Source organism: Gilliamella sp. B3172 (assembly GCF_026536465.1).
Lineage (GTDB): Bacteria > Pseudomonadota > Gammaproteobacteria > Enterobacterales > Orbaceae > Gilliamella.
The window spans coordinates 17,970-43,090 of record NZ_JAFNOA010000008.1 but is presented as its reverse complement, the minus strand read 5'-3'; the positions used below and the strand labels follow the sequence as shown (position 1 = coordinate 43,090).

Sequence of the window (25,121 nt, the reverse complement as noted above, 5' to 3'; positions counted from 1 at the left end):
AAAGGAATGTTTTATGACTGACGCAACCAAAAAGAAGATGTCTTTAAGCAAAAAAATCATTATTGCTGGCGTAGGCTTCTTAGTCTTAGCCATTTTTGCCGGTAATAGCAGTGAGAGCAAAAAGGAGTCTGAGCCGGAAATTCAGTATCCCGCTAATCAAACTGTTTTAATCGATGCATCATTACTCGCTATTGATAAAGCCCAAAAAGCTGATAATGATATGAAAAAAGGTAATGCGCTAAGAGAAAGAAACAAAACGATTTGTGCCAATATGGGACCATTAACGGTCGAAGATTGGATTGGAACGGTAAGCAAAATTGATTCCAATTCAGACGGTCTGGGCATTTTAAAGATTGAGATAGCTAAAAATGTTTATGTCGAAACTTGGAATAACGCAATTTCGGATAGTTTCCATAACACATTAATTCAACCTTCTACACCACTGTTTGATGCTGTTGCCAACTTAAAGAAAGGTCAAAAAGTGAAATTTTCCGGTCAATTCTTTGATGATAGCGATACTTGTATTTATGAATCAAGTTTGACTTTAGACGGTAAAGTCAAAGAGCCTGAATTTATCTTTAAATTCTCTAAAGTCAGTCCTTTATAATTAGGCTACTTAAGATTATTTGTTCAGTAATCATTACCAATAAAAAAACCGGAAAACATCATGTTTTCCGGTTTTTATTTTCATTATTCAACCACACAAATTACTGTTTAGCTTCAATATTATCACCGACTAAGTCCAAATGAATGGTTTTACCCGGTACTAATTTCCCCGCTAAGATTTGTTGAGCTAACGGATTTTCAATCTCTTGTTGAATTGCACGTTTTAACGGTCTTGCACCATAAATTGGATCGAAGCCAACTTTCGCAAGCTGTTCTAATGCGGCATCAGAGATTTCTAATTCATAGCCTCGTTCTTCTAAGCGTTTTTCAACATGTGCCAATTGAATTTTAGCAATCGCTTTAATGTTTTCTTGACCTAGTGGGTGGAAGACCACTGTTTCGTCAATACGATTGATAAATTCCGGTCTAAAGTGTTTAGTGACAACAGTCATCACTAACGCTTTCATTTCGTCGTAACTTAACTCGACTTGACCTTGAATAAGATCTGAGCCTAAATTAGAGGTCATAATAATTACCGTATTGCGGAAATCAACCGTACGACCTTGCCCGTCGGTTAAGCGACCGTCATCTAATACTTGTAATAAAATATTAAAAACATCCGGATGCGCTTTTTCAACCTCATCAAGTAAAATGACTGAATATGGTCGACGTCTTACCGCTTCGGTTAAATAGCCACCTTCTTCGTAACCAACGTATCCCGGAGGCGCACCAATTAATCGAGCAACTGAGTGTTTTTCCATAAATTCTGACATATCAATCCGCACCATGGCATCTTCACTATCAAACATAAAGTTTGCCAGTGCTTTACAAAGCTCAGTTTTACCTACACCAGTTGGACCTAAGAATAAGAACGATCCGATCGGTTTATTTGGATCAGAAAGCCCGGCACGACTACGACGAATCGCATTAGCCACCGCAACCACCGCTTCATCTTGACCAATAACACGTTTATGTAACGCATCTTCCATGTGTAGTAATTTATCTTTTTCGCTTTCGAGCATTCTGGAAACAGGAATACCGGTTGCTTTCGATAATACTTCGGCAATTTCGTTATCGGTGACTTTGTTACGCAATAACTTCATGGTTTTGCCTTCTAACTGTGTCGCTGAGGCAAGTTTCTTTTCCAATTCCGGGATTTTGCCATATTGTAGTTCTGACATTTTGTTTAAATCACCGGCACGGCGTGCTTGCTCTATTTCAGTGCGAGCTTTCTCCAACTCTGTTTTGATAGTTTGAGTGCCCGAAACTGCTGCCTTCTCTGACTTCCATTCTTCTTCAAGTGACGCATATTGTTTTTCTTTCTCAGCAAGTTCATCATTTAGCATCTCAAGTCGTTTTTTACTTGCATCATCAGACTCTTTCTTAAGCGCTTGTTGCTCAAGTTTTAGCTGAATAATGCGTCTTTCAAGGCGATCTAATGATTCCGGTTTAGAATCCATTTGCATACGAATGCTCGAAGCCGCTTCATCGATTAAATCGATTGCTTTATCCGGTAACATACGGTCTGAAATATAACGATGCGATAACGTTGCCGCCGCTACAATAGCCGGATCGGTAATTTGTACGTGGTGGTGAATTTCATAACGCTCTTTCAAACCACGTAAAATGGCAATCGTATCTTCAACACTTGGTTCTGCCACATAGACTTTTTGGAAACGGCGTTCTAACGCAGGATCTTTCTCAATATATTGACGATATTCATCAAGAGTGGTTGCGCCCACGCAGTGCAATTCACCACGAGCCAATGCGGGTTTTAACATATTACCGGCATCCATCGCACCATCACTTTTCCCTGCCCCAACCATGGTATGAATCTCATCAATAAACAGAATGATACGGCCTTCTTCTTTGGCGATATCTTTAAGTACTGCTTTAAGACGCTCTTCAAATTCACCACGATATTTAGCGCCGGCAATCAAAGCACCCATATCTAATGATAAAACACGTTTGTTACGTAACCCTTCCGGTACTTCACGATTAACAATACGCTGTGCTAAACCTTCAACGATAGCGGTTTTACCGACCCCCGGCTCACCAATAAGTACCGGGTTATTTTTGGTACGACGTTGCAATACTTGAATAGTACGGCGAATCTCTTCATCACGACCAATAACCGGATCGAGTTTGCCTTGTTCAGCACGTTCGGTTAAATCGATAGTATATTTTTTCAACGCACCACGTTGATCTTCTGCATTAGGATCGTTCACGTTATCATTACCTCTTACTTGATTTACCGCCTGATTAAATTTATCTTTCGTCACGCCACTACGTTTAAGTATGTCACTTAAACTGCCTTTATCTTCTAAAGCGGCTAATATAAATAGTTCAGATGAGATATAACTATCGCCATTTTTTTGCGATAATTTGTCACAAAGATTTAGTACTCGAATAAAATCTTGTGAAGGTATCACATCACCGCCGGCACCTTGTACTTGCGGCAAACGATCAATCGCTTGAGTTAATTCTTGTTGTAATAGAGCGATATTAGCGCCAGCCGAAGCTAATAATGGTTTAACACTACTGCCTTCTTGATTGAGCATGGCGGAAAGTACATGAACAGGCTCGATATATTGATTATCTTTACCTAATGCTAAAGACTGCGCATCAGCTAAAGCTTGTTGAAATTTATTTGTGAGTTTGTCTAACCTCATATTATTTATCTCCTGTGCAATAGATTTGGATCAAATGGCAAAGCATTCAATCCATTTGCATGATCACTAAATGAGTGTGGAAGATGAAATTTCAAGAGCTGATTGAGAATATTTTTTTACAGAATTTATACAACAAAACAACGCAAATAAGACACAGTTAACCTTGTATTAGAAAACGTGATGAAAATCACCGCATCAGTTTACTTAAACTATCATTAAATGACAATTGAAAGATGACAAATCAACGTTTATCGATTATATTAGCCGCTCGTTTTGTTAGGTCATCTAACCGTGGTTCGTAACCCATCCCACGTAAAAAAACTAGGATAATATCATGTTCAAAATAGCTAAAGAGTTTCAATTTGATGCTTGTCATATGTTAGACGGGCATAATAAAAAATGTCATAACCTGCACGGTCATACCTATCGCTTATTAGTTGAGATCAGTGGTGAACTTATTACCAGCGGCTCAAGTGCTGATATGGTCATGGATTACGCTGATTTAAAAGCAATTGTTAAACAACATATTGTTGATCCGCTCGATCATGCTTATTTATACAACCAAAATAACGCCAACGAGTGCCGGATTGCCGATTTATTAAAGCAGATGGATCGTAAAATTTTTGCCTTTCCATGCCGTACAACTGCTGAAGGAATGAGTCAATACATCTTCGATTGCTTAGCGCAATATCTACCCGTTTCGATGATCAAACTTTGGGAAACCCCGACATCTTACTGCGAGTACCGCCGGAGCTAAAAATGACTGAATTTCGCATTGTTGAAATCTTCGAATCTTTACAGGGCGAAGGTTACAATACTGGTATGCCGGCAATTTTTATTCGCTTTGCCGGTTGTAATTTGAATTGTGCATGGTGTGATACCGATTTTCGCCGATTTAGCCGATTTACCTTAACGCAGCTATTAGCAACGCTTAAGCAGTATCAAAGCAAAAATATTATTATCACCGGCGGTGAGCCGACTATGGTTAAAGCGTTGCCGGAGCTGCTCTTATCACTCAAACAAGCCGGTTATTTTATTGCCATTGAGAGTAATGGTCTTGGCAAAGTCGATCTGTTGATTGACTATATCGCACTAAGCCCTAAATTTTGCTATCAATCTCGCTATCAAAAAATCGCCCAGCCGACCGCCGATGAAGTGCGTATTGTTGTCGAAAATCACCCCGATTTTCTACCATTTTGCCAATATATTGAAAAGCAAATTGATGCAAAACGCTATTATCTTTCCCCTTGTGAAAATAATGGCGTGATGAATATGCATGACACTATTACTTTGTTAGGCAAAATTAATGAGGGTCGCGAAAATAATAAATGGCTGTTAAGTTTGCAGACTCATAAATTTGCTGGCATCGAATAATTGCATTAAAGCTGATTCAGTCGCACGCCTTATCTGACAACTATAAATCATCTTCGGCAATGACTAAGAGGCATGTTTTTTTTCTATTATTTGAAGCGGATTTAAATTAATCTTTCAAGCGCCAAAGTGGAACAAGAAGGCGAATTGGATTTGTTATTTTAGCCTTATAGATTGAATCAAAAAATACCGTTTATCAAGATGAAGTATGAACGATAGGAAAATGAGCTACTGCCGCTTTTATCAGCGATAAAAACGCAATAATCGGAAGACTCTATGTAAGAGCATAATTAGGCTTTCGATGTAAAAAATAATGAAGTTGAATCCAATCGTAATGTTATTCAAACCAAATCATCGTTGCCATTCGGCCGGTGGTCTGATCACGACGATACGAAAAGAATTTGTCTTGCTCGATATAGGTACAATAATCACCACCAAAAATTTTTAAAATGCCCATTGCTTGCAAACGTTGTTTGGCAATTAAATAAAGGTTGGCCAAATATTTTTGCTGATTTGCATTAATTAATTTAAAAGCCGCACTGGCTTTAGCGTCAACTTGTTCAAAGGCTTGCTTGACTTCTTCCCCAACTTCAAACTTTTGTTGACTAATAGCCGGTCCAAGCCACGCTAAGATTTCATTGACCGGACAAGAAAACTTTTTCACGGTTTCTTCTAGAATACCATTACAAAGTCCTCGCCAACCGGCATGAGCAGCGGCAACTTCATCGCCTTTGATTGAACAAAAGAGTACCGGCATACAGTCAGCGGTTAACACAACACTCACTTGTTTAGCTTGACTGGTATAAGAAGCATCTGCTTGAGCTTCGTTTTGATTTATAATGCCGCTCGGGGCTTGAAGGGGAATCGATGAGATATCAAGGACTTTATTACTATGCGTTTGATTTAACCAATATGGCTCGCTGGGAATATGCTCGGCTTCAATTATACGCTGACGATTTTGACAAACATCGGTTAAATTATCAGCCGTTCGACTACCTAAATTTAAGCTATCATAAGGCGCCTTACTGACGCCTCCGATTCGTGTTGAAGTAAATGCCCGAATATTTTTTGGCGCTGACCAGTAGGGGTAAATCGATTTAATCATATTTGTTACCAATCTATTTCATCTTTATGAAGTTCTGTATCTTCTTGTAATGCTTGTATTAATTTTTGCATATCATCCGGAATAGGTGCATGCCATTGCATTTGTTCACCAGTGACCGGATGAAACAGTTTTAACATAGTAGCATGTAAAGCTTGTCTGTCAAAATTACGTAAAGTTTGAATAAACGATTCACTCGCTCCTTTTGGTGGTCTTGGACGACCGCCATAGAGAGGATCGCCCACTAAAGGATGCGCTATATGCGCCATATGGACACGGATTTGGTGAGTTCGACCGGTCTCTAACCGCAGTCTTAAACGAGTATGTAAGCGGTACTTTTCCATGACACGATAATGGGTAGTCGCAGGTTTACCGGTTGGAAAAACAGCCATATGAGTGCGTTTAGTCGGATGACGAGTAATCGGCTGATCGATTGTCCCACCGGCGGTAATAATCCCCATAGCAACCGCTTCATACTCACGTGTAATTTCCCGTAATTGGAGTGATTCAACCAGATGCGTTTGAGCAACAATGGTTTTAGCCACAACCATAAGTCCGGTGGTATCTTTATCAAGCCGATGCACTATACCCGCTCGTGGTACCCGTGCTATCTCCGGATAGTGATAAAGCAACGCATTTAAAACCGTACCATTTGGATTGCCGGCACCGGGGTGCACAACAAGGTCACGAGGTTTATTGATAACTAAAATATCATCATCTTCATAAACGATATCAAGTGGAATATTTTCCGGTTGATGATAGGTCTCTTCTTCAATTTCAGCATTGATCGTTATTTTTTCACCGCCCAGTACTTTTTCTTTAGGTTTGTTAACAATAACGTTATTAACCATCACTTTATTGTTAACGATCCAATCTTTAATTCTTGAGCGTGAATAATCGGGAAAAAGCTCTGATAATGCTTGATCTAAACGCATTCCCAGTTGGCTTGCTTCAATTTCAGTTGATAATTTTAACTCTTGCATGTGTAATTTATCTATTTTAAGCTCATCTGTTTTAGAGTATTATATACTAATCCTAGCCTTTAATGTTTAATTATATTTTGGATTGAAAACTGAATGAAATTACATTTACACTCTTTGTTAGCTATCGCTCTATGTGGTGCGCTAATAGGCTGTACCTCAACCAAACCCGAAGTTGAATATGTACCAGAGATTGAACTGCACAGTAAAGCTAAATCAGAGCTTGAAAATGGCAATATCAAATCCAGTATCACGATTTTAGAGGCAATGGATAAAAGCTATCCATTCGGTCCGTACTCCCAGCAAGTGCAACTCGATTTAATTTATGCCTATTACAAATCTGCTGACTTACCCCTTGCTATAGCCTCGATCGACCGCTTTTTAAAATTGAATCCAACGCATCCAAACATCGATTGGGTTATTTATATGCGTGGTATTACCAATATGGCTCAAGACGATAATATGATTCAGGGATGGTTTAACGTTGACCGTTCAGATCGTGATCCAGAATTCGCTGCCGCCGCATTTAAAGATTTTACTTATTTAGTTTCCAGTTTTCCAACTAGCCAATATGCAGCAGATGCCAAAAAACGATTAGTCTTTTTGAAAAATCGCATGGCTCGATATGAATTAAAAGTAGCCCAATTTTATACCAAGCGTGGCGCTTATGTTGCAGTTATCAATCGTGTCACCCAAATGCTGGCAATGTTCCCTGATACTGACTCAACTAAATCAGCATTATTATTAATGCGTAATGCTTATAACGAACTGGGTTTAGTTGATGAAGCCAAAAAAGTTGATCAACTTATTCAAGCCAATATCGAAAATATACCAGTTGAAGAGAAAAAATCATTCTTCTCACGTTTCTTAAGTGTGTTTAATGGTGGCTAATATACTCACCAATTAAGGGCAGTTAAAGTTTATCAAAACAGTTGATGGCTATTTAAACATTTAAATAGCCATTGTATTATCACAATGTATAAAAAATAAATGCGCATGACCTACTTTCTGACATAAAGGTAACGATTTTCTAAATCATGTGAAGCATTCACTAGAAATTCAGCTGTTTTAGATGATAAAGTTTCATCCTCAGAGATTAATGTAAAATCTGGTTTGAGAACTTGTTCATGAAGATATTGTGCGAATTCAAAAAATTGATCGATATCTTTTTTGAATAATAGTGGAATTCTTCCCATTACTGTCAGCATTTTAATACGCTTATTGTCAAACTCAAGGATAAGTGTTTGATTAACCCAACCAGTGTTTTCGACTTTCAATATTATTACTTTTTGTAATGCTGACCATTGAAACACTTGATTCAATTTTTTATGGTCATCAATATTAATCGAATATGAATTGGCATTAATCGTCATTTTTTTACGGAATAAACTCACAATACTTATAGCAAACAAAACGCCAGTAAGTAAGCTCAACACAATGATACCACCAAAAAAAATCACCTTAAAATATTGTTTGGGGATCAAAGGCATGACAGCATCAGAGATAAATAAAAAAATAAATAAATAAAAGTGAAAACGTGCGACTGACATAGTAAAACTAGCCATTGATATTGTGAAAAAAATATATGAGCGCCGAGTAAAACAACGAAATTCAAATGTACGATTTTCCATAAACTATTCCCTATTTTCTTTTAAGAGAAGTGCATGAAGTTTTTTTAATTATGTTGTGGTCAACGAATTTATTACTTTTTATTTATATTGTTAACCTTAATCATTTTAACGCTTAATAAAAATTAATATCAAATCATTGTACTTGTTTCACATATCATTGGTAAACCTGCCAATAGCCAATACAATTAGCAAATTATTTTTTATTAGCAATAATAGATAGGACAGATATTTATCACGCTAGAACAATATCGCCGCAACGAGATTGAAGCCAAAAAAGTTGATCAACTTATTCAAGCCAATATCGAAATTATACCCGGTTGAAGAAAAAAATCATTCTTCTCACGTTTCTTAAGTGTGTTTAATGGTGGCTAGTTGATAGATCACCTGAAAATATGGTTTTGTCAAATATGGCTATTTAATTGTTTAAATAGCCATATCAGCATTTTATCATCAAGAAACACTGACTCGTTACTTTCTGACATATAAATAACGATATTCTCCTTCACTAAATTTTATATTTGTTAGTGCTGTTGCTATTTCTTGCGTAAGTTTAGTTGATAAAGTTATATTTGATGAGGATAGTGTAAAATCTGGTTTGATAAGTTGTTCATCGACATATTGTATAAATTGAAGAAATTGATCAGTATCTTTTTTGGATAAATATAAACTTTTTGCCACCATCATATTAATAAGCTTATTGTCAAACTCCAAAATAATCGTTTGATATAGCACAGCGGTACTTTTAAACATTGTTACTGTTTGTAATGCTGACCATTGAAAAGTTTGATTCAATTTTTTATGGTCATCAATATTAATCAAATATGAATTGACATTAATCGTCATTTTTTTACGGAAGAAACGAACAATATATATAGCAAACAAAAAGATAGAAAATAATGCCGGAACAAGCATTCCAATAATATAAATGACCTCAAAGTATTGGTTGGGAATCATCGGCATGATCGCATCAAAGAAAATTACAAATAAATAAGTGAGACAACAAACGACTAAAAAACCAAAGCACAAAGTGAGTATCATTAAATTTTTAAATGAGCGCCGAGTGAAACAACGAAATTCAAATGTACGATTTTGCATTAACTATTCCTTATATTTGTTTTAGAACTATAGTCTAAAGACTTTTTTAATTATATCGATATTGAATAATTTATCTCTTTTTTATGTATATTATTCACTTTATCTATCTTAACTCATAATAAATATGGATGCTCAAATCATTGTGCTTGATTCACATATCGTTTGTAAAACGTGCCAATAACCAATACAATTAGCAAATTATTTTTTATTAGCAATAATAGATAGGACATATATTCATCATGCAAGAACAATATCGCCCCGACGAGATTGAAGCCAAAGTGCAACAGCATTGGCTAGAAAACAAAACATTTCATGTTACTGAAGATCCTTCAAAAGAAAAATACTACTGTTTATCAATGTTACCTTACCCTTCGGGACGTTTGCATCTTGGTCATGTCCGAAATTACACCATTGGCGATACTATTTCACGTTACCAACGTCTAAATGGCAAAAATGTATTACAACCTATTGGTTGGGACGCCTTCGGTTTACCGGCGGAAGGGGCGGCAGTTAAAAATAATACCGCACCAGCCAAATGGACGTATGAAAATATTGCTTATATGAAAAAGCAATTACAGTTATTAGGTTTTGGTTACGATTGGGATCGTGAAGTCACCACTTGCCGACCGGAATACTACAAATGGGAACAGTGGTTCTTTACTAAACTGTATGAAAAAGGCTTAGTTTACAAGAAAACCTCAGCTGTTAACTGGTGCCCTAACGATCAAACTGTATTGGCTAATGAACAGGTTGTTGAGGGCTGTTGTTGGCGCTGTAATACGCCGGTTGAGCGTAAAGAGATCCCACAATGGTTTATTAAAATCACTGACTATGCCGAAGAGCTTCTTAATGATTTAGATACCCTTGAAAGCTGGCCAGAACAAGTAAAAACCATGCAACGTAACTGGATTGGCCGTTCTGAAGGGGTCGAGTTTGATTTTGCAGTTGAAAACTACAATGATAAATTGCGTGTTTACACAACTCGTCCTGATACGTTAATGGGCGTGAGTTTTGTATCAGTTGCTGCCGAGCATCCACTGGCACAATTAGCAGCGAAAGATAATCCGAAAATTGCGGAATTTATTGCAGAATGCAAAAATACCAAAACGGCAGAAGCTGATATGGCAACCATGGAGAAAAAAGGCATTGCCACCGGATTTTATGCTATTCATCCATTAACGGGTAATAAAGTACCGGTATGGATTGCCAACTTTGTCTTGATTGAATATGGCACAGGTGCGGTTATGGCTGTACCGGGTCATGACGAGCGTGACTATGAATTTGCGTCAAAATATGACTTACCAATAAAACCAGTGATTTTAGATGAGCAAGGCAACGCGCCGGATCTTTCTCAAACAGCTTACACCGAGCACGGTATATTATTTAATTCGGGTGAATTTGACGGGCTTAATTTTGATCAAGCATTCAATGCTATCGCCGACAAACTCACGGCATTAGGTATTGGTGAACGTAAAGTCAATTATCGCTTGCGTGATTGGGGGGTTTCCCGTCAACGTTATTGGGGTGCACCAATTCCAATGGTGACACTCGAAGACGGCACCACCATTCCAACGCCGGAAGATCAACTACCGGTTATTTTACCGGAAAATGTCGAAATGAATGGCATCACCAGCCCAATTAAAGCCGATCCAAACTGGGCAAAAACAACCGTTAACGGGCAACCGGCGCTGCGTGAAACCGATACTTTTGATACATTTATGGAATCAAGTTGGTATTATGCACGATATACTTGTCCGCATTACGATAAAGGGATGTTAGATGAAAAAGCGGCAAACTACTGGTTGCCAGTCGATCAATATGTTGGCGGTATCGAACATGCTATTATGCATTTACTCTATTTCAGATTCTTCCATAAATTGATGCGTGATTTTGGCTTAGTCAATTCCGATGAACCGGCTAAACGTTTACTTTGTCAAGGTATGGTGCTTGCTGATGCATTTTACTACACCAGCCCAACTAACGAACGTATTTGGGTATCACCGACCGAAGTGACCATTGAACGTGATGAAAAAGGCCGTATTTGCAAAGCAACCGACAGCAAAGGTAATGAACTGGTGCATGCGGGTATGACCAAAATGTCGAAATCAAAAAATAACGGTATCGACCCACAAGAAATGGTTGAAAAATATGGCGCAGATACTGTTCGACTATTTATGATGTTTGCCTCGCCAGCAGATATGACCCTTGAATGGCAAGAATCTGGTGTTGAAGGTGCAAACCGCTTTATTAAACGTGTATGGCGTTTAGTTTATGAACATGCCCAACAAGGTGCCTGTGCCAAACTTGACGTTGCGCAATTAAATGCAGAGCAAAAAACACTACGCCGTGAATTGCATAAAACAATTGCTAAAGTGAGTGATGATATCGGGCGTCGCCAAACATTCAATACCGCCATTGCTGCTGTAATGGAATTTATGAATCGGCTGCAAAAAGCACCACAAGCAACCGAACAAGATCGTGCGTTAATGAACGAAGCATTAAATGCGATTGTACGATTACTCTATCCAATGATTCCGCATGTGTGTTTTATCATGTGGCAAGCGTTAGGACACAATGAATCAATCGACGACACCACTTGGCCGGTAGCTGATGAATCAGCAATGGTTGAAGATGAAAAACTGATTGTTGTGCAAATTAACGGTAAAGTACGTGGTAAATTCACTGTTCCGGCAGATGCCGATCAAGACTTTGTGCTTGAACAAGCCAAACAAGAAGCCAATATTCAAAAATATTTAGTTGATGTGACAATTCGTAAAGTCATTTATGTACCGGGTAAATTATTGAATTTGGTGGTGGGTTGATATTGTTAGATAACTAAACTACAGGTGGTAATACGATGAAAAAATATTTTGCATTACTCATGTTATTGGCAGTATCACTTACTGGCTGTGGATTTCATTTGCAATATGATACAGAAGTGCCCGAGCGTTTTAAAACTTTAACTTATGTCAGTTACGACCCTTATGGTCGACTGTCACGAGATATTAAAGAGCTATTGAGAGACAATAACGTCACGTTAGTCAATCAAGATAACGGCGGGCAGATACCTTCATTAAAAATTATCAGTGACTCGCTTAATCGTAGCACTATCTCGATTTATCAAGACGGTAAAGCGGCTGAATATCAACTTGTGCTGACCATTCAAGCACAAGTGATTATTGCCGGACAAGACATCTACCCGATTAATGTACGAGTTTTTAGAACATTTTTTGATAATCCTGCTGCAGCATTGGCAAAAACAGCAGAACAAAATTTAATTGAAGATGAGATGTATCGACAAGCAGCTAAACAAATTATCCGTAAATTAAAATCGGTTGATGCTGTAAATTAAAATATTGTTATGATAAGAATCAATGCAGATCAAATCAGCCACCAATTAGGATCGCCCTACTATCTGTTATTAGGTAGCGATCCTTACTTACAACACTACGGGCAAACCACGCTTCGCAAAGCGATGCAACAAGCGGGCTATGAAGAGCAAAACCTCTTTACGATCGATAACCAAACCGATTGGAACAAAATTTATGACTGCTGTCAGTCATTAAATCTGTTTTCCAGCAAAACCCTGATCTTATTAGATTTTGGCGAAAGTGGCTTAAATGCTGCCATTGCAAGCAAACTTAACACACTTAGCCAAGAGCTAACCGCTGATGTCGCGCTTATCATCAGTTTGAGTAAGATCACCAAAGCGCAAGAAAACGCACCATGGTATAAAGCACTATCCGATAAACTTGTGGTGGTCAACTGCTCAACGCCTGATTTTTCTCAATTACCACAGTGGCTAAATAACCATTTACAACAAAATGAGGTAACAATTGAAAAATCAGCCATTGAACTTTTGTGTTACTATTACGAAGGCAATTTATTAGCCTTAACTCAAATTATTGAGCAGCTTAAGTTATTGTTCCCCAACCAAACTATCAGTTATGAACAGATAGAAAACAATATCAATGATTCGGCTATTTTTACCCCCTATCATTGGATTGATGCCATGCTTGCTCAAAAAACTAAACGAGCGATTCATATATTACAACAACTTAAAGTTAACGATGTTGAGCCGTTGATATTGTTACGCACTATTCAACGAGAGCTTATTTTAGTCATCAATTTAAAAAAAGGCTTACAGCACAAAAACTTCAAGCAGATATTTGATGAATATAAAGTCTGGCAAAACAAAAGAACAATCTATACCGCTTTTTTAAATCGTTTTACGATTAACGATCTCTATGCAGTATTGGCCAAACTGACTGAAATTGAAATCAGTTTAAAGCATGATAATCAGTTAGCAATTTGGGATGCGCTGTCGAGTTTATCGATGCAGTTTATGGGTTTTAAGCAATGTTAACAGCACTACTGGGCGGCACCTTCGATCCGATTCACTATGGACATATCCGGCCGGCAAAAGCATTGGCAAAAGAGGTCGGTTTAACGCAAATTTGCCTGCTACCGAATCATATTCCACCACATAAACCCCAGCCCGATGCCACAACGGCGGAGCGACTGGCAATGTTAGAGCTTGCGATCGTTGATTTACCGCTGTTTTCAATCGATACAAGGGAATTAAACGTCGAGGCGGCTCGCCCGTCTTATACTATCGATACGCTAGCACAGTGGCGTAAACAAAACGGCAGCCAAAAAGGGCTTGCCTTTATTATGGGGCAAGATTCCTTGCTTAGTTTACCAAGCTGGAAACAGTGGCAAAACTTACTTGATTATTGCCACCTACTTATCTGCCAACGCCCGCATTATAGTGAAAAAATTACCGATCCGACTTTGGCCAAATGGATTGCCAAGCACCAAACCACAAATGTGGCTGATCTGCATGCTTCGCCGGCGGGCTATATCTATTTTGCCCATACGCCACTTGAGGATATATCAGCAACCCAAATCAGACAAAATATTAACGACCCTAAAAACGTTGAAAACTTGCTACCACCACCAGTTTGGCGCTATATTCATCAGCATGGGCTTTATAATGCAAAGAAAATTTAGAAAGGACTTTACATCTGGCACTTTTTTCGGCATTATTTTGCCGCTGCATTTATATATTCTAAATTCAGTTTTCTGTGTTTATACTCAAAATCACTAAATTGGCATTAGCAAAAATCCAATAGGCTTTACTTGCAATGTCTAATTTTACCGCTTTTCGTACTCACATTGATTAACATGTGTATTGTCGTGAGTGCAATGAGTATAATTAATTTGTTGTATTTATTAATAAGAGGCCCCAATGGCAAAAGAAGATAACATTGAAATGCAAGGTACTATACTTGATACTCTTCCAAACACGATGTTTCGTGTTGAACTTGAAAATGGTCATGTCGTTACTGCACATATATCCGGTAAGATGAGAAAAAACTATATTCGTATTCTAACTGGCGACAAAGTTACGGTTGAAATGACGCCTTATGATCTTTCAAAAGCTCGTATCATCTTCCGTAGTCGCTAATCGTTATCAGACTTATTGTTTTTTTAAATAATTAACCACCTAATCGGTTATTTCTCTTTTTTTAATACAATTGCGTCGACTGAAGTCGACGCAAGCGCTTTTCTATTATCTAAAATTAGCCTGTCTATTTGATTCTTGATCATTCAAACCGCAATCGGTAGTAATTAAGTATATCAACTTCTGCAAAATCGATTTTATCATCGTGGCTTAATTGATATTTAATTGACTAACGACTACTTTGCTTAGCGCTTTATACTAAAAAAAATGGCGCCGATAGTAAGCGGCGCCATTGTATTTTATTTGAAATTAGTCAATCTATCGGATTATAAACAATTCAAATTGCGACATCCGATAATTGAGTTAATCGACTTGTGAAAAGTCCATATCTTCGTATTTAATCCATTTGGTTTTTTTGACGATTTTATAACCGAAGTAGATCACAAAAAACAGTGGAATACCGATATAAGTTGCTATCACCCCATTCCAGTCAATGGTATCTTGCAAAAATGCTTCATAGTTTTGACCTAAGGTAATGATTAAACAAAGTACAAAGGCAAAAATCGGTCCGAATGGGAAGAAATTCGAAAAGTAAGGCAATTTGTTTAAGTCTAATCGTTGCGCCATGTAGCCTTTTCTAAAACGGTAATGGCTAATGGCAATACCTAACCAAGCAATAAAGCCGGTCATACCTGACATATTGAGTAACCATAAGTAAACTTGTTGGTCTTTAAACATCGAAGTTAAGAAACATAACATAGCGATAATGGTTGTTGCTATTAAAGCAAAGCGTGGTACGCCGGATGAAGATAATCGAGAGAACATTTTTGGCGCTTTACCCTCTTTAGCTAAGGCGTACAGCATACGAGTAGAGGCGTATAAACCTGAGTTACCGGCTGATAATACCGAGGTCAAAATCACCGCATTCATCACCGCCGCTGCCGATAATAAACCAGCATGCTGGAACACTAAGGTAAACGGGCTGACGCTAATGTCGGTTTCATCATTCCGCAATAAATTAGGATCGTCATAAGGTATCAATACGCTGATGATAAAAATTGCGAAAATATAGAACAGTAAAATACGCCAAAACACTTGTCTCATTGCTTTAGGAATATTTCTTTTCGGATCTTCTGACTCACCAGCGGCAATGCCGATAAGTTCAGTTCCCTGAAAAGAAAACCCAACGACCATAGCCACACCAATCATGGATGAAAAACCACCGACAAAAGGCGCATCACCATACCGCCAATTGCCAAAGGCGCTTTTAACTCCATCATGATGTAAGATACTGTAAAACATCGCAATCCCAATAATAATAAAGATAATTACAGTGACTACTTTAATTAATGAGAACCAGAATTCGGCTTCACCAAAACCTTTTACCGATATATAGTTTAAACAAAAAATAATACTTAAAAATAGCAAGCTCCACAGCCAACTATATTCACCTACATCAAACCAATACGAGATAACCAGTTGCGCCGCCACTAAATCAACCGCAACGGTGATCGCCCAGTTATACCAATAGTTCCAGCCGATAGCAAAACCAAACGCTTCATCGACATAACGTGCGCCATAAGTGGCAAAAGTGCCGGAAACCGGAAGGTAAGCGGCTAACTCGCCAAGGCTGGTCATTAAAAAGTAGACCATAATGCCAATAATCGCATAGGAGAGCAGAGCGCCTCCGGGCCCAGCAGTTGCAACGGTCGCACCCGAAGCAACAAACAATCCGGTACCAATTGAGCCACCGATTGCTATCATGGTTAAATGACGAGCTTTTAAATCCCGTTTTAATTTATAATTCATAACAATATTCTTCTTTTTAAAGAGATTAAATTACATAAAAAAATTCAGTCATAGTCGGCTTTGCTTTTGAATATCAACCAATAACTGAGAAAATCTAACTTAACAGTTTGTGTTTATTTATCTATAACAAATAAAGTGCGGTGAAGTGTAGCAAAAAAACAGCAGTGCGAGATAAATAATTCTAATAATAAGACCAGTTTATTAAATATAAGCAATACTTATACCCTAGTTAGCTGTTCTAATTGAGATAAATAATCGAGTGCCTGCTGGCGACAGTTACCGCACATCTCAAAGCAAGGCTTTAAACGGCCACAGACAGAAGGTCGGGATGATTGCCCAAATAAGCGACAGTGAAAATCTTCATCCAAATGTATACAGGCAACGCCAGCCGGTTTACCGTTAGGCATGCCAGGAATAGCAGATGAGATCGACGGCGCAATACAACAAGCGCCACAATTTTCACGGCATTTAAATGAATCAGTCATCGCATTACCTTTTATTTAACGATCATCGATAAATTTTGTTGGAGACAATAGCAAGATAGCGGTAAAATAGCGAGCTAATTTTTTAACCCCCTTATTAATTGCGAAGAAAATATTATGGCAAAAGCAAATGAGATAAAACGAGGCGATGCGGTCACTTATAACGGTAAATTATTACTGGTGAAAGAAATTGACGTTCAAAGCCCAAGCGCACGTGGAGCAAGCACCCTTTATAAAATGCGTTTTACCGATGTCAGAAATGGCGGTAAAGTTGAAGAACGCTTTAAAGGTGATGATATTATCGACACTATCGAACTATTTCGCCGTCCGGTCAGCTTTTCTTATATTGACGGTGATGAATACGTGTTTATGGATAATGAAGATTACACTCCTTTTATTTTCAAAAAAGAACAAATTGAAGAAGAATTACTGTTTATTCCTGAAGGTGGCATGAATGGCATCCAAGTTTTAATGGCAGACGGTGAAGTTGTCGCATTAGAGTTGCCGCAAACGGTAGATTTAGAAATTATCGAAACTTCACCGAGTATCAAAGGCGCTTCGGCCAGTGCTCGCACCAAACCAGCGACCTTATCAACAGGTTTAGTTATTCAAGTGCCTGAATATATCGATAACAACGAAAAAGTGAAAATTCATATCGCTGAACGTCGTTATATGGGACGAGCGGAATAATTAATAGTATGGTGACAAGTACATATAATCAAAATAAATTGCATAAACGATTGCGTCGTCTAACAGGCGAAGCGATTGCCGACTTTAATATGATTGAAGAGGGTGATCGTATTATGGTCTGTTTATCCGGCGGTAAAGATAGTTATACTTTGCTAGATATTCTGATTAATTTAAAAATAAGCGCACCGGTCAATTTTGAATTGGTTGCCGTCAATTTAGATCAAAAACAGCCCGGCTTTCCTGAGCATGTTTTGCCGGAATATCTGCAATCGTTAGGTATCGAGTACAAAATTGTGCAGGAAAACACCTACGGCATCGTTAAAGAAAAAATTCCGGAAGGCAAAACAACCTGCTCGCTCTGTTCTCGTTTGCGTCGAGGGATTTTATATCGCACCGCAACCGAACTGGGGGCGACCAAAATTGCGCTCGGTCATCATCGTGATGATATATTAGAAACACTGTTTCTTAACATGTTTTATGGCGGAAAGCTTAAAGCGATGCCACCGAAGTTGGTTAACGACACGGGCGAACATATCATTATTCGTCCGCTGGCATATTGCAAAGAAAAAGATATCGCCAAATATGCCGACATTAAGCAGTTTCCAATTATTCCTTGTAATTTATGTGGCTCTCAGCCTAATTTACAACGACAAGTGATTAAAGAGATGCTTAACGAGTGGGATAAGAAATTCCCCGGACGAATTGAAACCATGTTCCGTGCAACACAAAATATCACCCTATCACACCTTTGTGATACTCACCTTTTCGATTTTAAAGGAATTAAAAAAGGTGATATCGATGAAAATGGTGGCGATTTAGCTTTTGATCGGGAAGAGTTACCACCAATAGTTGGTTTCAATGCTGCTGAGCTTGATGATCAAGAGATGATCCTTTGGAAAGAGGCAAATTAAGCTTAAACTGATCAACGCTATTACGCTATATCGGCGCTAGTTATTACTAACGCCGATAGTTTCTTAAATACTTTCTTTTATTTCTTATATCTTCAAATTAACTTAATTGTTAATATCATTTATCGCAACCAAAAACTGTTCTTACCGATGATTTCCAAAATGGTTTCTTTTATTTTCAATATTTCTATATCAACTTATTTTTCACTATCATTTTACACTTATCAAAAAGGTTTACTTTGCTAATCAATGAATAAACATATATTGTCATTTATTATGAGATATAACCTGATAATTTCTGAAGTTAACACCGTTTACCGCTATCAATAATTATTATGATAGATGATTTACTATAGCATTTCTTTAATTTCCAATATCGCCAAAATACTTAATTATTAATCTCATTGATATGATTACCCTGCCAATTAATTAATACTCACATCATCAAATTTCATTATCGATTATAACCCGCTAGCAACTTAAATTAATCCCGTGTATCGCTATCAATAACTAACTCGACAGATTGTTTCTTAAATTGTTTATTTGATTTCCTATATTGCTAGATTAGACTTTGTGATCATAATATTCAAAGTTTATCTAAACTATTATTTCGGCTAATTAATGTAGATAGCTAGTAAGGCAAGCCATTATGATATATAAACCGTTAGTACCCAATTCAAAACTTATCTTTGTCTCGATCAGTCGACAGCAATTGTTTCTTAATGTATTTCTTAAATTTCTTAAACCCCTGAATTAACTTGTTTAATCGTACTGATAAATAATTAATAAAAGGTTGATGTGTAACAGATAAATAACAAATATCATCACGCTTGATTGCATAATATAATCTATTGGTTAGCGAAGCTACAGCTTGCCTTGATACAAGCTTGCACTATCACCAGAATTGTTTAACAGTTTTCTAAATTGGCGCATAAATTTGTTTCCTAAAATGTCCATTAAGTGTTTTTAGTTTCCATATATAGGATTTTATCTAATTAATTATTGATTTAAAGTCTATCTAAGATACTATTTGTAATGATAAGTTTATCAAAAGATCGCCCTATTCTATCGTTGAAAAATAGCGATTAATTATTGATTTGTCAGTGTTAGATCAGCTGTGGTATGCGCAATGATCACTGATCGATTAATTAGTATCTAAATTAATTTATTAACACATCAATTAAAGAAAAACTGTTTCTTAATCAATTTATTTGATCCGATCATTTAGCGTTAATTTAAAACTTTGATCCTGCTCACGAATTAACAAAAAAGTAAGCTAATTTTATTGTGGAATAACCTACCTTCACATAAAATTGAAACGTTCCAATTTTACAACACAACTTGTAATTTGACCCGTTTAAACAACCTAAATAATAGGAGAACAATGTGAAACTACAGTTTTTGGGTACCGCTGCTTCTGAAGGTATTCCCAATCCTTTTTGTAAATGCGATATTTGTCAAAAAGCACGAATACAAAAAGGTAAAAATATCCGCACCCGAAGTTCAGTGATTATCGATGATATCTTGCAAATCGATTTTGCCCCAGAGTTTAGTTATCAAGTTATGCGTGATAATATTGATGTGACCAAAATCAAAGATCTTCTTTTTACCCATACCCACCCCGACCATTTTAATGTCGGTGATCTATTTAGTCGTATGGTCGATTATGGTTTTAATATCGATCATCCGCTGTCTGTTTATGGCAATGATATTGCGATAAATGGCTGTTTAAACGTTCTACCCGGTTATAGCCCGGAGCGGTTTGTGTTTAATTTGCTGGTGCCATATCAAACGGTAACCAGTTCGGCCGGCTATCGTATTACCCCATTGCTGGCGAATCATGCCAAATGGGAATTTTGTTATATTTACCTGATCGAAAAAGACGGCAAAACGGTACTGCACGGACACGATTCCGGCTATTTTCCGGAGCTCACCTGGCAATGGTTAAAAGCAAGAGGTAAAAAAATCGATTTAGCGGTTTTTGAATGTACTTATGGCTATAAGCAAAATGATCGCACTAATAATCATATGAGTATTGAAACGGTCATTGCTGCGCAAAAACGTATGTTAGATGATGCGATCTTCGACTCTTCAACCCAACTTATCACCTCGCATCACTCACATAGTAGTGGATTTATGCACGACCAATTAGTTGAAATATTTGAACCTTATCATATTCAAGTCGCTTACGACGGCTTAATTAAGACAATTTAATATTGGAGTTTTATATGTCAAAAATACCCAGTTTGCTACTTATGATGTTTTTACAATATTTTGTGCAAGGTGCATGGAATATGGTTATCGGCGCAGTACTTGCTGCTCATGATTTAAAAGAGATTGTCGGTTCAACTTATTCGGTTTTGGGCATAGCTACCATTATTTCGCCACTGTTTGTGGGCATGGTTGCCGATAGATTTATCGCCTCGCAAAAAGTCATGGGCGTGTTACACATTATTAATGCTTGTGTTTTATTTACTATTCCCAATTTTATTCTAAGCGGTAATGTGACCGGCTTTTTAATTATGATCTTTATTGTTGGCTTGCTGTTTTACCCAACTACTGCCTTAGCCAATAGCGTAAGCTTCAGACATATTGACGGTGTTCGTTGGTTCCCAATTATTCGGGTCTTTGGTACCATTGGTTTTATGGTAGCCGGATTAATTCTCGGGTTTACCGGTTTTTCAACTTCGATTAATTCGTTTTTACTTGCCGCTGGTGCCTCTGTGGTATATGGCTTATATTGCTTTATGCTACCTAATACACCGCCAAGTGGCAAAAACAAAAAATTCTCGCTACGTGATGTTTTGTGTTTAGATGCGTTATCGCTGTTTAAAGATAAATACTTTACTATCTTTATGCTATCAACCTTTATTTTGATGATAACCAAAACTGCTTATAGTGCTTATCTACCTGTCTATTTACCGGTATTGGGTATTGAGCCAGCGTCCATGATGCAAATTGCCATTGCTACCGAAGTCATATTTATGTTTATGTTATCTTTCTTATTAAGTCGTTATGGATTTAAAAAGATCATCTTATTTGGTGCCATTTGTTGGGTAATTCGCTCTTTAATGCTGTCCTTAGCCGCCACGGCAGGAGGTGTTGAGATGTATTTCTATATTATTGGTACACTTCTGTTACAAGGTATCTGTTGGGACTTCTTCTTTACAGCCGGGGATATTTATGTAGATAAAAAAGCCGGAACTGAAATTAAAGCTCAAGCGCAAGGATTACGTTTTATTGTTTCCAATGGTTTTGGTCTGTTTATGGCAGCGTCAGTCTGTGGATTTATCAATAATCGGGTTGTAACTGAAAAGTCTTTAGAGCAAGCCGGACCTCAATGGCAGCAGTTTTGGATCTATCCGGCTGTGGTTGCGGCCATTGTGGCGGTCGGATTCTGGTTCTTCTTTAACGATAAAGATGTGATTATGACATCTAAAGCAGAATCCTAAGCAAGTAGCCTTTAACCTATTAATTACAATATTGCTAATAATGCCTTTATTAGCAATATTGCTCGCTGATTGACTCATTAATAAGCGCAATCACTTGCTTAGCACTAAATTGCCCGCTTATCCAACCCGATAAATATTGACCGATAATATGTTCAACTAAGTGCAGATTAATCGCTTTGCCATTGATACTGTTTTCCCGTATACCATTAGCATATTGCAATTGGGCAACCGGTAGCCAGGGTGATTGATTAACAATCGGCTGATTTTGCATAATATTTTTTTGCGCTGTTGCACCGCCCAGTAAAGCAATTTGTTCATTGATTTCAGCCGAATAGAGCCAATCAAAAAAGGTTTTTACCGCTTTGTCTTTTTGACTATATTTAGACATACCCAGCGATCCACCACCAAATAAAGCACGATTACCCGGCACATTGCTATAACCAATCAATGGTAAAATATCCCGATGATTGATATAGCTAAACAAATTAGTATAGACAATTAGCATTGCCAGTTTACCCTGTTCGAATAAATTAACCGACTGTTGCCACCAACTGGCATCAATGTTGTTTGCTGACTGAATAAAGGTCTGTAATTGGGTTAAGGTGCTTAGCGCAATCGAGTGATTTAAACATAGTTTATCTTCATTAAATAATTTTCCACCTTGCGCATAGTAACGAAGTAAAAACTCTGATGCGATAATCTCGTCATTGCCCAGCGTAATGCAACTACCATACTCGATTGGGGATTCACGATTATGCTGTTGATTAAAAAATGTGGCGATCTGATTGAAATCTTTAAAATTTGTCGGGATCTGCAAGTGCTGTCGATACTTTTCAAAGTAAGCGCGTTTGATCAACGGATCGTCAAATAAATCTTTACGATAAAACAGCATCTGCACACTCGGATCAAACGGAATGGCATAGGCTTTATTATCCACATAACTAAATCGCTCAACGATCTCCGGTTGATAACGTTCAAACAGCGATGCCACATTGAGATCAAGCTCGATTAACGGCTTAAATATGGAAGGAGCAAACCAAGGTAAACCTGCCATATCGAGTCGAACAATATCGATTTGTGGGTGCTGGTCAAAATTCTCAACAATGTCGTAAATCTCATCAAAGGGTTTTACAATTAAGTTGACATCAATACCGCTGACTTTTTTAAAGTGGGGTAGCAATTTTTTAACGGCTTCAGTCGACGGGCTGGGTAAAATCAGAAAATTAATCACTTGCGCCGTTTGCGATAAGCCCCTTACTGCGCTATCGGGTAATTTAGCCGGTAATATAGCGGGTAATAATGAAAAGCCTTTATTAGCTAACGGCGTGATTGGTTTATCTTCAATTAATTTAATGATCTGCTCGCTCAACATCCCATAATTCATATGGTATTGGTAAAAGTCACTTTCATAATAAAATCGGTTATTGGCTAATGTATAAATGGGTGGGCACTTATCTAAACTGCCAAAAAAGTTAGCGTTTCTGATAAAATGCGCCTGCTCCATATCCATGGTGATAATGGCATGATATTGAGGGTGTTGCTCAGTAAAAAATTGAAAAGATAAATTATAACTGCTATCTGACGGCGCTGAAGCAATGGAATCTAATCGCACTGAATAATTTTGCCGGGCAAAAGCATTTTCCAGCCCTTGCTTGAACAAATTCGCATGATGATGTTGATAGCTACAGCAAAATAAGCCGATATGCCGATAGTGATGCTTTATCATTTGTGCGGCGATATCCTCGCCTGCCTGTTCAAAATCTAAGGTGATAAATTGCTTTGCTTGAGCCGGTTTGCGATAGACAAAAATGATTTTTTCATCGGCTATTTTAATCGATTGATAATAAGGTTGCGCATCAGCTAAAGCGCTAATGGTGATAACAGCGTGATCACGTTTGACGGCCACTTTTGAGATATGTTGTAATTCAAGCTCTTTTGAGTCATAGGTCAAATAGAGTGCTAGTTCGTAACCTTGATCGTTGGCATAATTAAACAGACCTTCATAAAGGTAAGCGTACTGTTCTTTAGTGATATTGGGCAAAATTACCGATATGGTTTTAGCACTGCCCTCTTTTAAGATTTTGGCTTGTAAGTTAAGTTGATAGCCTAACTGTTGTACGGCTTGTTCAACTAATTTGATTTTTTTGACACTGACATTACCCCGACCATTAAGCACATTTGATACCGTGCCGTGCGATACTCCCGCCAATTTCGCAATATCTTTGATCGTTGCCATTAAATTTAAAACTCCAATAAAATCTAAATCGGTATAAAAAGTTTTTAAGCCGATGTTATCTCACGGCTAATGCCGTTATCTTGCCAAGAACTTTCAGAAAATACCTACGTTTCAGTATAAAACTGAACTATTTTGCTTTACCAGTTAGCTCGGCTTAGTTTGGCAATCATTTTGATTCCTAACACCGGCGATATTATATAAGCATATTTCTTGTCAAAAACTTTCAGAAAATACCCATGTTTCAGTATAAAACTGAACTATTTTATTTTACCAGTTAGTCCGGCTTAGTTTAGCAATCATTTTGATTGCCTAACTTCAGCGATATTATACAATTATATTTCTTGTCAAAAACTTTCAGAAAGCACCTATGTTTTAGTATAAAACTGAACTATTTTACTTTGCCATTTAGCCTGCTTTAGCAAGGCAATCATTTTGGTTCCTAACGTCAGTGATATTATACAGGTAGATTTCTTGTCAAGAACTTTCAGAAAATACCTATGTTTTAGTATAAAACTGAATTATTTTACTTTGCCATTTAGCCTGCTTTAGCAAGGCAATCATTTTGCTTGCCTAACGTCAGCGATATTATACTGGCATATTTCTTGTCAAAAACTTTCAGA

General features: G+C 37.6%; 20 protein-coding genes, 1 pseudogene and 1 riboswitch. Of the genes and pseudogenes, 13 read left to right on the top strand and 8 right to left on the bottom strand.

Annotated elements, in window-relative coordinates:
• Positions 1-13: 13 nt before the first annotated feature.
• Positions 14-607: a hypothetical protein gene (locus J3U37_RS09385; protein WP_267374539.1), complete on the top strand. Its 594-nt coding sequence runs from the start codon at positions 14-16 to the stop codon at positions 605-607.
• Between the two features lie 100 nt (positions 608-707).
• Here the strand turns inward: J3U37_RS09385 and clpB are convergent, their stop codons facing one another.
• A complete protein-coding gene (clpB, locus tag J3U37_RS09380; RefSeq protein ID WP_220217615.1) occupies positions 708-3,278 on the bottom strand; it encodes an ATP-dependent chaperone ClpB in 2,571 nt (856 codons plus the stop codon).
• 285 nt (positions 3,279-3,563) lie between these two features.
• Positions 3,564-3,609, top strand: a riboswitch (PreQ1 riboswitch).
• Between the two features lie 3 nt (positions 3,610-3,612).
• On the opposite strand from clpB, the gene queD reads away from it, so the two are divergent.
• Together queD and J3U37_RS09370 are read left to right on the top strand one after the other, a co-directional pair.
• Positions 3,613-4,035, top strand: coding sequence for a 6-carboxytetrahydropterin synthase QueD (gene queD, locus J3U37_RS09375; RefSeq protein ID WP_267329249.1), 423 nt, complete (start codon positions 3,613-3,615; stop codon positions 4,033-4,035).
• 2 nt (positions 4,036-4,037) lie between these two features.
• Entirely contained in the window at positions 4,038-4,652 is a 615-nt protein-coding gene (locus tag J3U37_RS09370) for a 7-carboxy-7-deazaguanine synthase QueE (RefSeq protein ID WP_267336281.1), read from the top strand.
• A 334-nt stretch (positions 4,653-4,986) separates the two neighbouring features.
• On the opposite strand, the gene pgeF is transcribed toward J3U37_RS09370, so the two are convergent.
• Positions 4,987-5,751, bottom strand: a complete 765-nt coding sequence (gene pgeF, locus J3U37_RS09365) for a peptidoglycan editing factor PgeF (protein WP_416379774.1) — start codon at positions 5,749-5,751, stop codon at positions 4,987-4,989.
• Between the two features lie 8 nt (positions 5,752-5,759).
• Positions 5,760-6,734 (bottom strand): 23S rRNA pseudouridine(1911/1915/1917) synthase RluD, encoded by a 975-nt coding sequence (rluD, locus tag J3U37_RS09360; RefSeq protein ID WP_267374537.1) that lies wholly within the window; start codon positions 6,732-6,734, stop codon positions 5,760-5,762.
• Between the two features lie 93 nt (positions 6,735-6,827).
• On the opposite strand from rluD, the pseudogene bamD reads away from it, so the two are divergent.
• Positions 6,828-7,550: pseudogene (gene bamD / locus J3U37_RS09355) on the top strand (outer membrane protein assembly factor BamD); the annotation flags it as partial.
• Positions 7,551-7,732: 182 nt separating this feature from the next.
• Here the strand turns inward: bamD and J3U37_RS09350 are convergent.
• Positions 7,733-8,362 (bottom strand): hypothetical protein, encoded by a 630-nt coding sequence (locus tag J3U37_RS09350; RefSeq protein ID WP_267374533.1) that lies wholly within the window; start codon positions 8,360-8,362, stop codon positions 7,733-7,735.
• A 468-nt stretch (positions 8,363-8,830) separates the two neighbouring features.
• Positions 8,831-9,457 carry a hypothetical protein gene (locus J3U37_RS09345; protein ID WP_267374531.1) on the bottom strand — a complete coding sequence of 209 codons (627 nt, stop codon included), beginning with the start codon at positions 9,455-9,457 and terminating at the stop codon, positions 8,831-8,833.
• Positions 9,458-9,696: 239 nt separating this feature from the next.
• Between J3U37_RS09345 and leuS the strand changes: the two genes are divergently transcribed.
• From leuS to infA, 5 genes are all read left to right on the top strand, one after another.
• Complete coding sequence (gene leuS, locus J3U37_RS09340; RefSeq protein ID WP_267374529.1) at positions 9,697-12,279, top strand: leucine--tRNA ligase; 2,583 nt, start codon at positions 9,697-9,699, stop codon at positions 12,277-12,279.
• A 35-nt stretch (positions 12,280-12,314) separates the two neighbouring features.
• Positions 12,315-12,809 (top strand): LPS assembly lipoprotein LptE, encoded by a 495-nt coding sequence (gene lptE / locus J3U37_RS09335; RefSeq protein ID WP_267329244.1) that lies wholly within the window; start codon positions 12,315-12,317, stop codon positions 12,807-12,809.
• 9 nt (positions 12,810-12,818) lie between these two features.
• On the top strand, positions 12,819-13,823 hold the full coding sequence (gene holA, locus J3U37_RS09330) for a DNA polymerase III subunit delta (protein ID WP_220217624.1): 1,005 nt from the start codon (positions 12,819-12,821) through the stop codon (positions 13,821-13,823).
• Entirely contained in the window at positions 13,817-14,470 is a 654-nt protein-coding gene (gene nadD, locus J3U37_RS09325) for a nicotinate-nucleotide adenylyltransferase (protein WP_267374527.1), read from the top strand. Before holA ends, nadD begins: the two co-directional genes overlap by 7 nt.
• 238 nt (positions 14,471-14,708) lie before the next feature.
• On the top strand, positions 14,709-14,927 hold the full coding sequence (gene infA, locus J3U37_RS09320) for a translation initiation factor IF-1 (RefSeq protein ID WP_025315083.1): 219 nt from the start codon (positions 14,709-14,711) through the stop codon (positions 14,925-14,927).
• A gap of 360 nt (positions 14,928-15,287) precedes the next feature.
• Here the strand turns inward: infA and J3U37_RS09315 are convergent, their stop codons facing one another.
• Both J3U37_RS09315 and J3U37_RS09310 read right to left on the bottom strand, forming a co-directional pair.
• On the bottom strand, positions 15,288-16,733 hold the full coding sequence (locus J3U37_RS09315) for an amino acid permease (protein ID WP_220217626.1): 1,446 nt from the start codon (positions 16,731-16,733) through the stop codon (positions 15,288-15,290).
• Positions 16,734-16,951: 218 nt separating this feature from the next.
• On the bottom strand, positions 16,952-17,218 hold the full coding sequence (locus tag J3U37_RS09310) for a YkgJ family cysteine cluster protein (RefSeq protein WP_220217627.1): 267 nt from the start codon (positions 17,216-17,218) through the stop codon (positions 16,952-16,954).
• A 114-nt stretch (positions 17,219-17,332) separates the two neighbouring features.
• Here J3U37_RS09310 and yeiP point away from each other — a divergent pair, with 114 nt between their 5' ends.
• The 4 genes from yeiP (at position 17,333) to J3U37_RS09290 (ending at position 22,265) form a co-directional block, all read left to right on the top strand.
• A complete protein-coding gene (gene yeiP / locus J3U37_RS09305) occupies positions 17,333-17,905 on the top strand; it encodes an elongation factor P-like protein YeiP (protein WP_220217628.1) in 573 nt (190 codons plus the stop codon).
• An 8-nt stretch (positions 17,906-17,913) separates the two neighbouring features.
• The gene (gene ttcA / locus J3U37_RS09300; RefSeq protein ID WP_220217629.1) at positions 17,914-18,816 is read left to right on the top strand and encodes a tRNA 2-thiocytidine(32) synthetase TtcA; all 903 of its coding nucleotides are present in this window, start codon (positions 17,914-17,916) and stop codon (positions 18,814-18,816) included.
• A 1,383-nt stretch (positions 18,817-20,199) separates the two neighbouring features.
• Entirely contained in the window at positions 20,200-21,027 is an 828-nt protein-coding gene (locus tag J3U37_RS09295) for an MBL fold metallo-hydrolase (protein WP_267374525.1), read from the top strand.
• Between the two features lie 14 nt (positions 21,028-21,041).
• Positions 21,042-22,265 carry an MFS transporter gene (locus tag J3U37_RS09290; RefSeq protein ID WP_267374523.1) on the top strand — a complete coding sequence of 408 codons (1,224 nt, stop codon included), beginning with the start codon at positions 21,042-21,044 and terminating at the stop codon, positions 22,263-22,265.
• 49 nt (positions 22,266-22,314) lie between these two features.
• Here J3U37_RS09290 and J3U37_RS09285 read toward each other — a convergent pair whose 3' ends face one another.
• Complete coding sequence (locus tag J3U37_RS09285; RefSeq protein WP_267374521.1) at positions 22,315-24,501, bottom strand: extracellular solute-binding protein; 2,187 nt, start codon at positions 24,499-24,501, stop codon at positions 22,315-22,317.
• Positions 24,502-25,121 lie beyond the last annotated feature (620 nt).

Bases quoted from the DNA above. Each gene is read 5' to 3' on its own strand.
- J3U37_RS09385 (WP_267374539.1), top strand. From the start codon at position 14: ATGACTGACGCAACCAAAAAGAAGATGTCTTTAAGCAAAAAAATCATT.
- clpB (WP_220217615.1), bottom strand. From the start codon at position 3,278: ATGAGGTTAGACAAACTCACAAATAAATTTCAACAAGCTTTAGCTGAT.
- queD (WP_267329249.1), top strand. From the start codon at position 3,613: ATGTTCAAAATAGCTAAAGAGTTTCAATTTGATGCTTGTCATATGTTA.
- J3U37_RS09370 (WP_267336281.1), top strand. From the start codon at position 4,038: ATGACTGAATTTCGCATTGTTGAAATCTTCGAATCTTTACAGGGCGAA.
- rluD (WP_267374537.1), bottom strand. From the start codon at position 6,734: ATGCAAGAGTTAAAATTATCAACTGAAATTGAAGCAAGCCAACTGGGA.
- J3U37_RS09350 (WP_267374533.1), bottom strand. From the start codon at position 8,362: ATGGAAAATCGTACATTTGAATTTCGTTGTTTTACTCGGCGCTCATAT.
- J3U37_RS09345 (WP_267374531.1), bottom strand. From the start codon at position 9,457: ATGCAAAATCGTACATTTGAATTTCGTTGTTTCACTCGGCGCTCATTT.
- leuS (WP_267374529.1), top strand. From the start codon at position 9,697: ATGCAAGAACAATATCGCCCCGACGAGATTGAAGCCAAAGTGCAACAG.
- lptE (WP_267329244.1), top strand. From the start codon at position 12,315: ATGAAAAAATATTTTGCATTACTCATGTTATTGGCAGTATCACTTACT.
- holA (WP_220217624.1), top strand. From the start codon at position 12,819: ATGATAAGAATCAATGCAGATCAAATCAGCCACCAATTAGGATCGCCC.
- nadD (WP_267374527.1), top strand. From the start codon at position 13,817: ATGTTAACAGCACTACTGGGCGGCACCTTCGATCCGATTCACTATGGA.
- infA (WP_025315083.1), top strand. From the start codon at position 14,709: ATGGCAAAAGAAGATAACATTGAAATGCAAGGTACTATACTTGATACT.
- J3U37_RS09315 (WP_220217626.1), bottom strand. From the start codon at position 16,733: ATGAATTATAAATTAAAACGGGATTTAAAAGCTCGTCATTTAACCATG.
- J3U37_RS09310 (WP_220217627.1), bottom strand. From the start codon at position 17,218: ATGACTGATTCATTTAAATGCCGTGAAAATTGTGGCGCTTGTTGTATT.
- yeiP (WP_220217628.1), top strand. From the start codon at position 17,333: ATGGCAAAAGCAAATGAGATAAAACGAGGCGATGCGGTCACTTATAAC.
- ttcA (WP_220217629.1), top strand. From the start codon at position 17,914: ATGGTGACAAGTACATATAATCAAAATAAATTGCATAAACGATTGCGT.
- J3U37_RS09290 (WP_267374523.1), top strand. From the start codon at position 21,042: ATGTCAAAAATACCCAGTTTGCTACTTATGATGTTTTTACAATATTTT.
- J3U37_RS09285 (WP_267374521.1), bottom strand. From the start codon at position 24,501: ATGGCAACGATCAAAGATATTGCGAAATTGGCGGGAGTATCGCACGGC.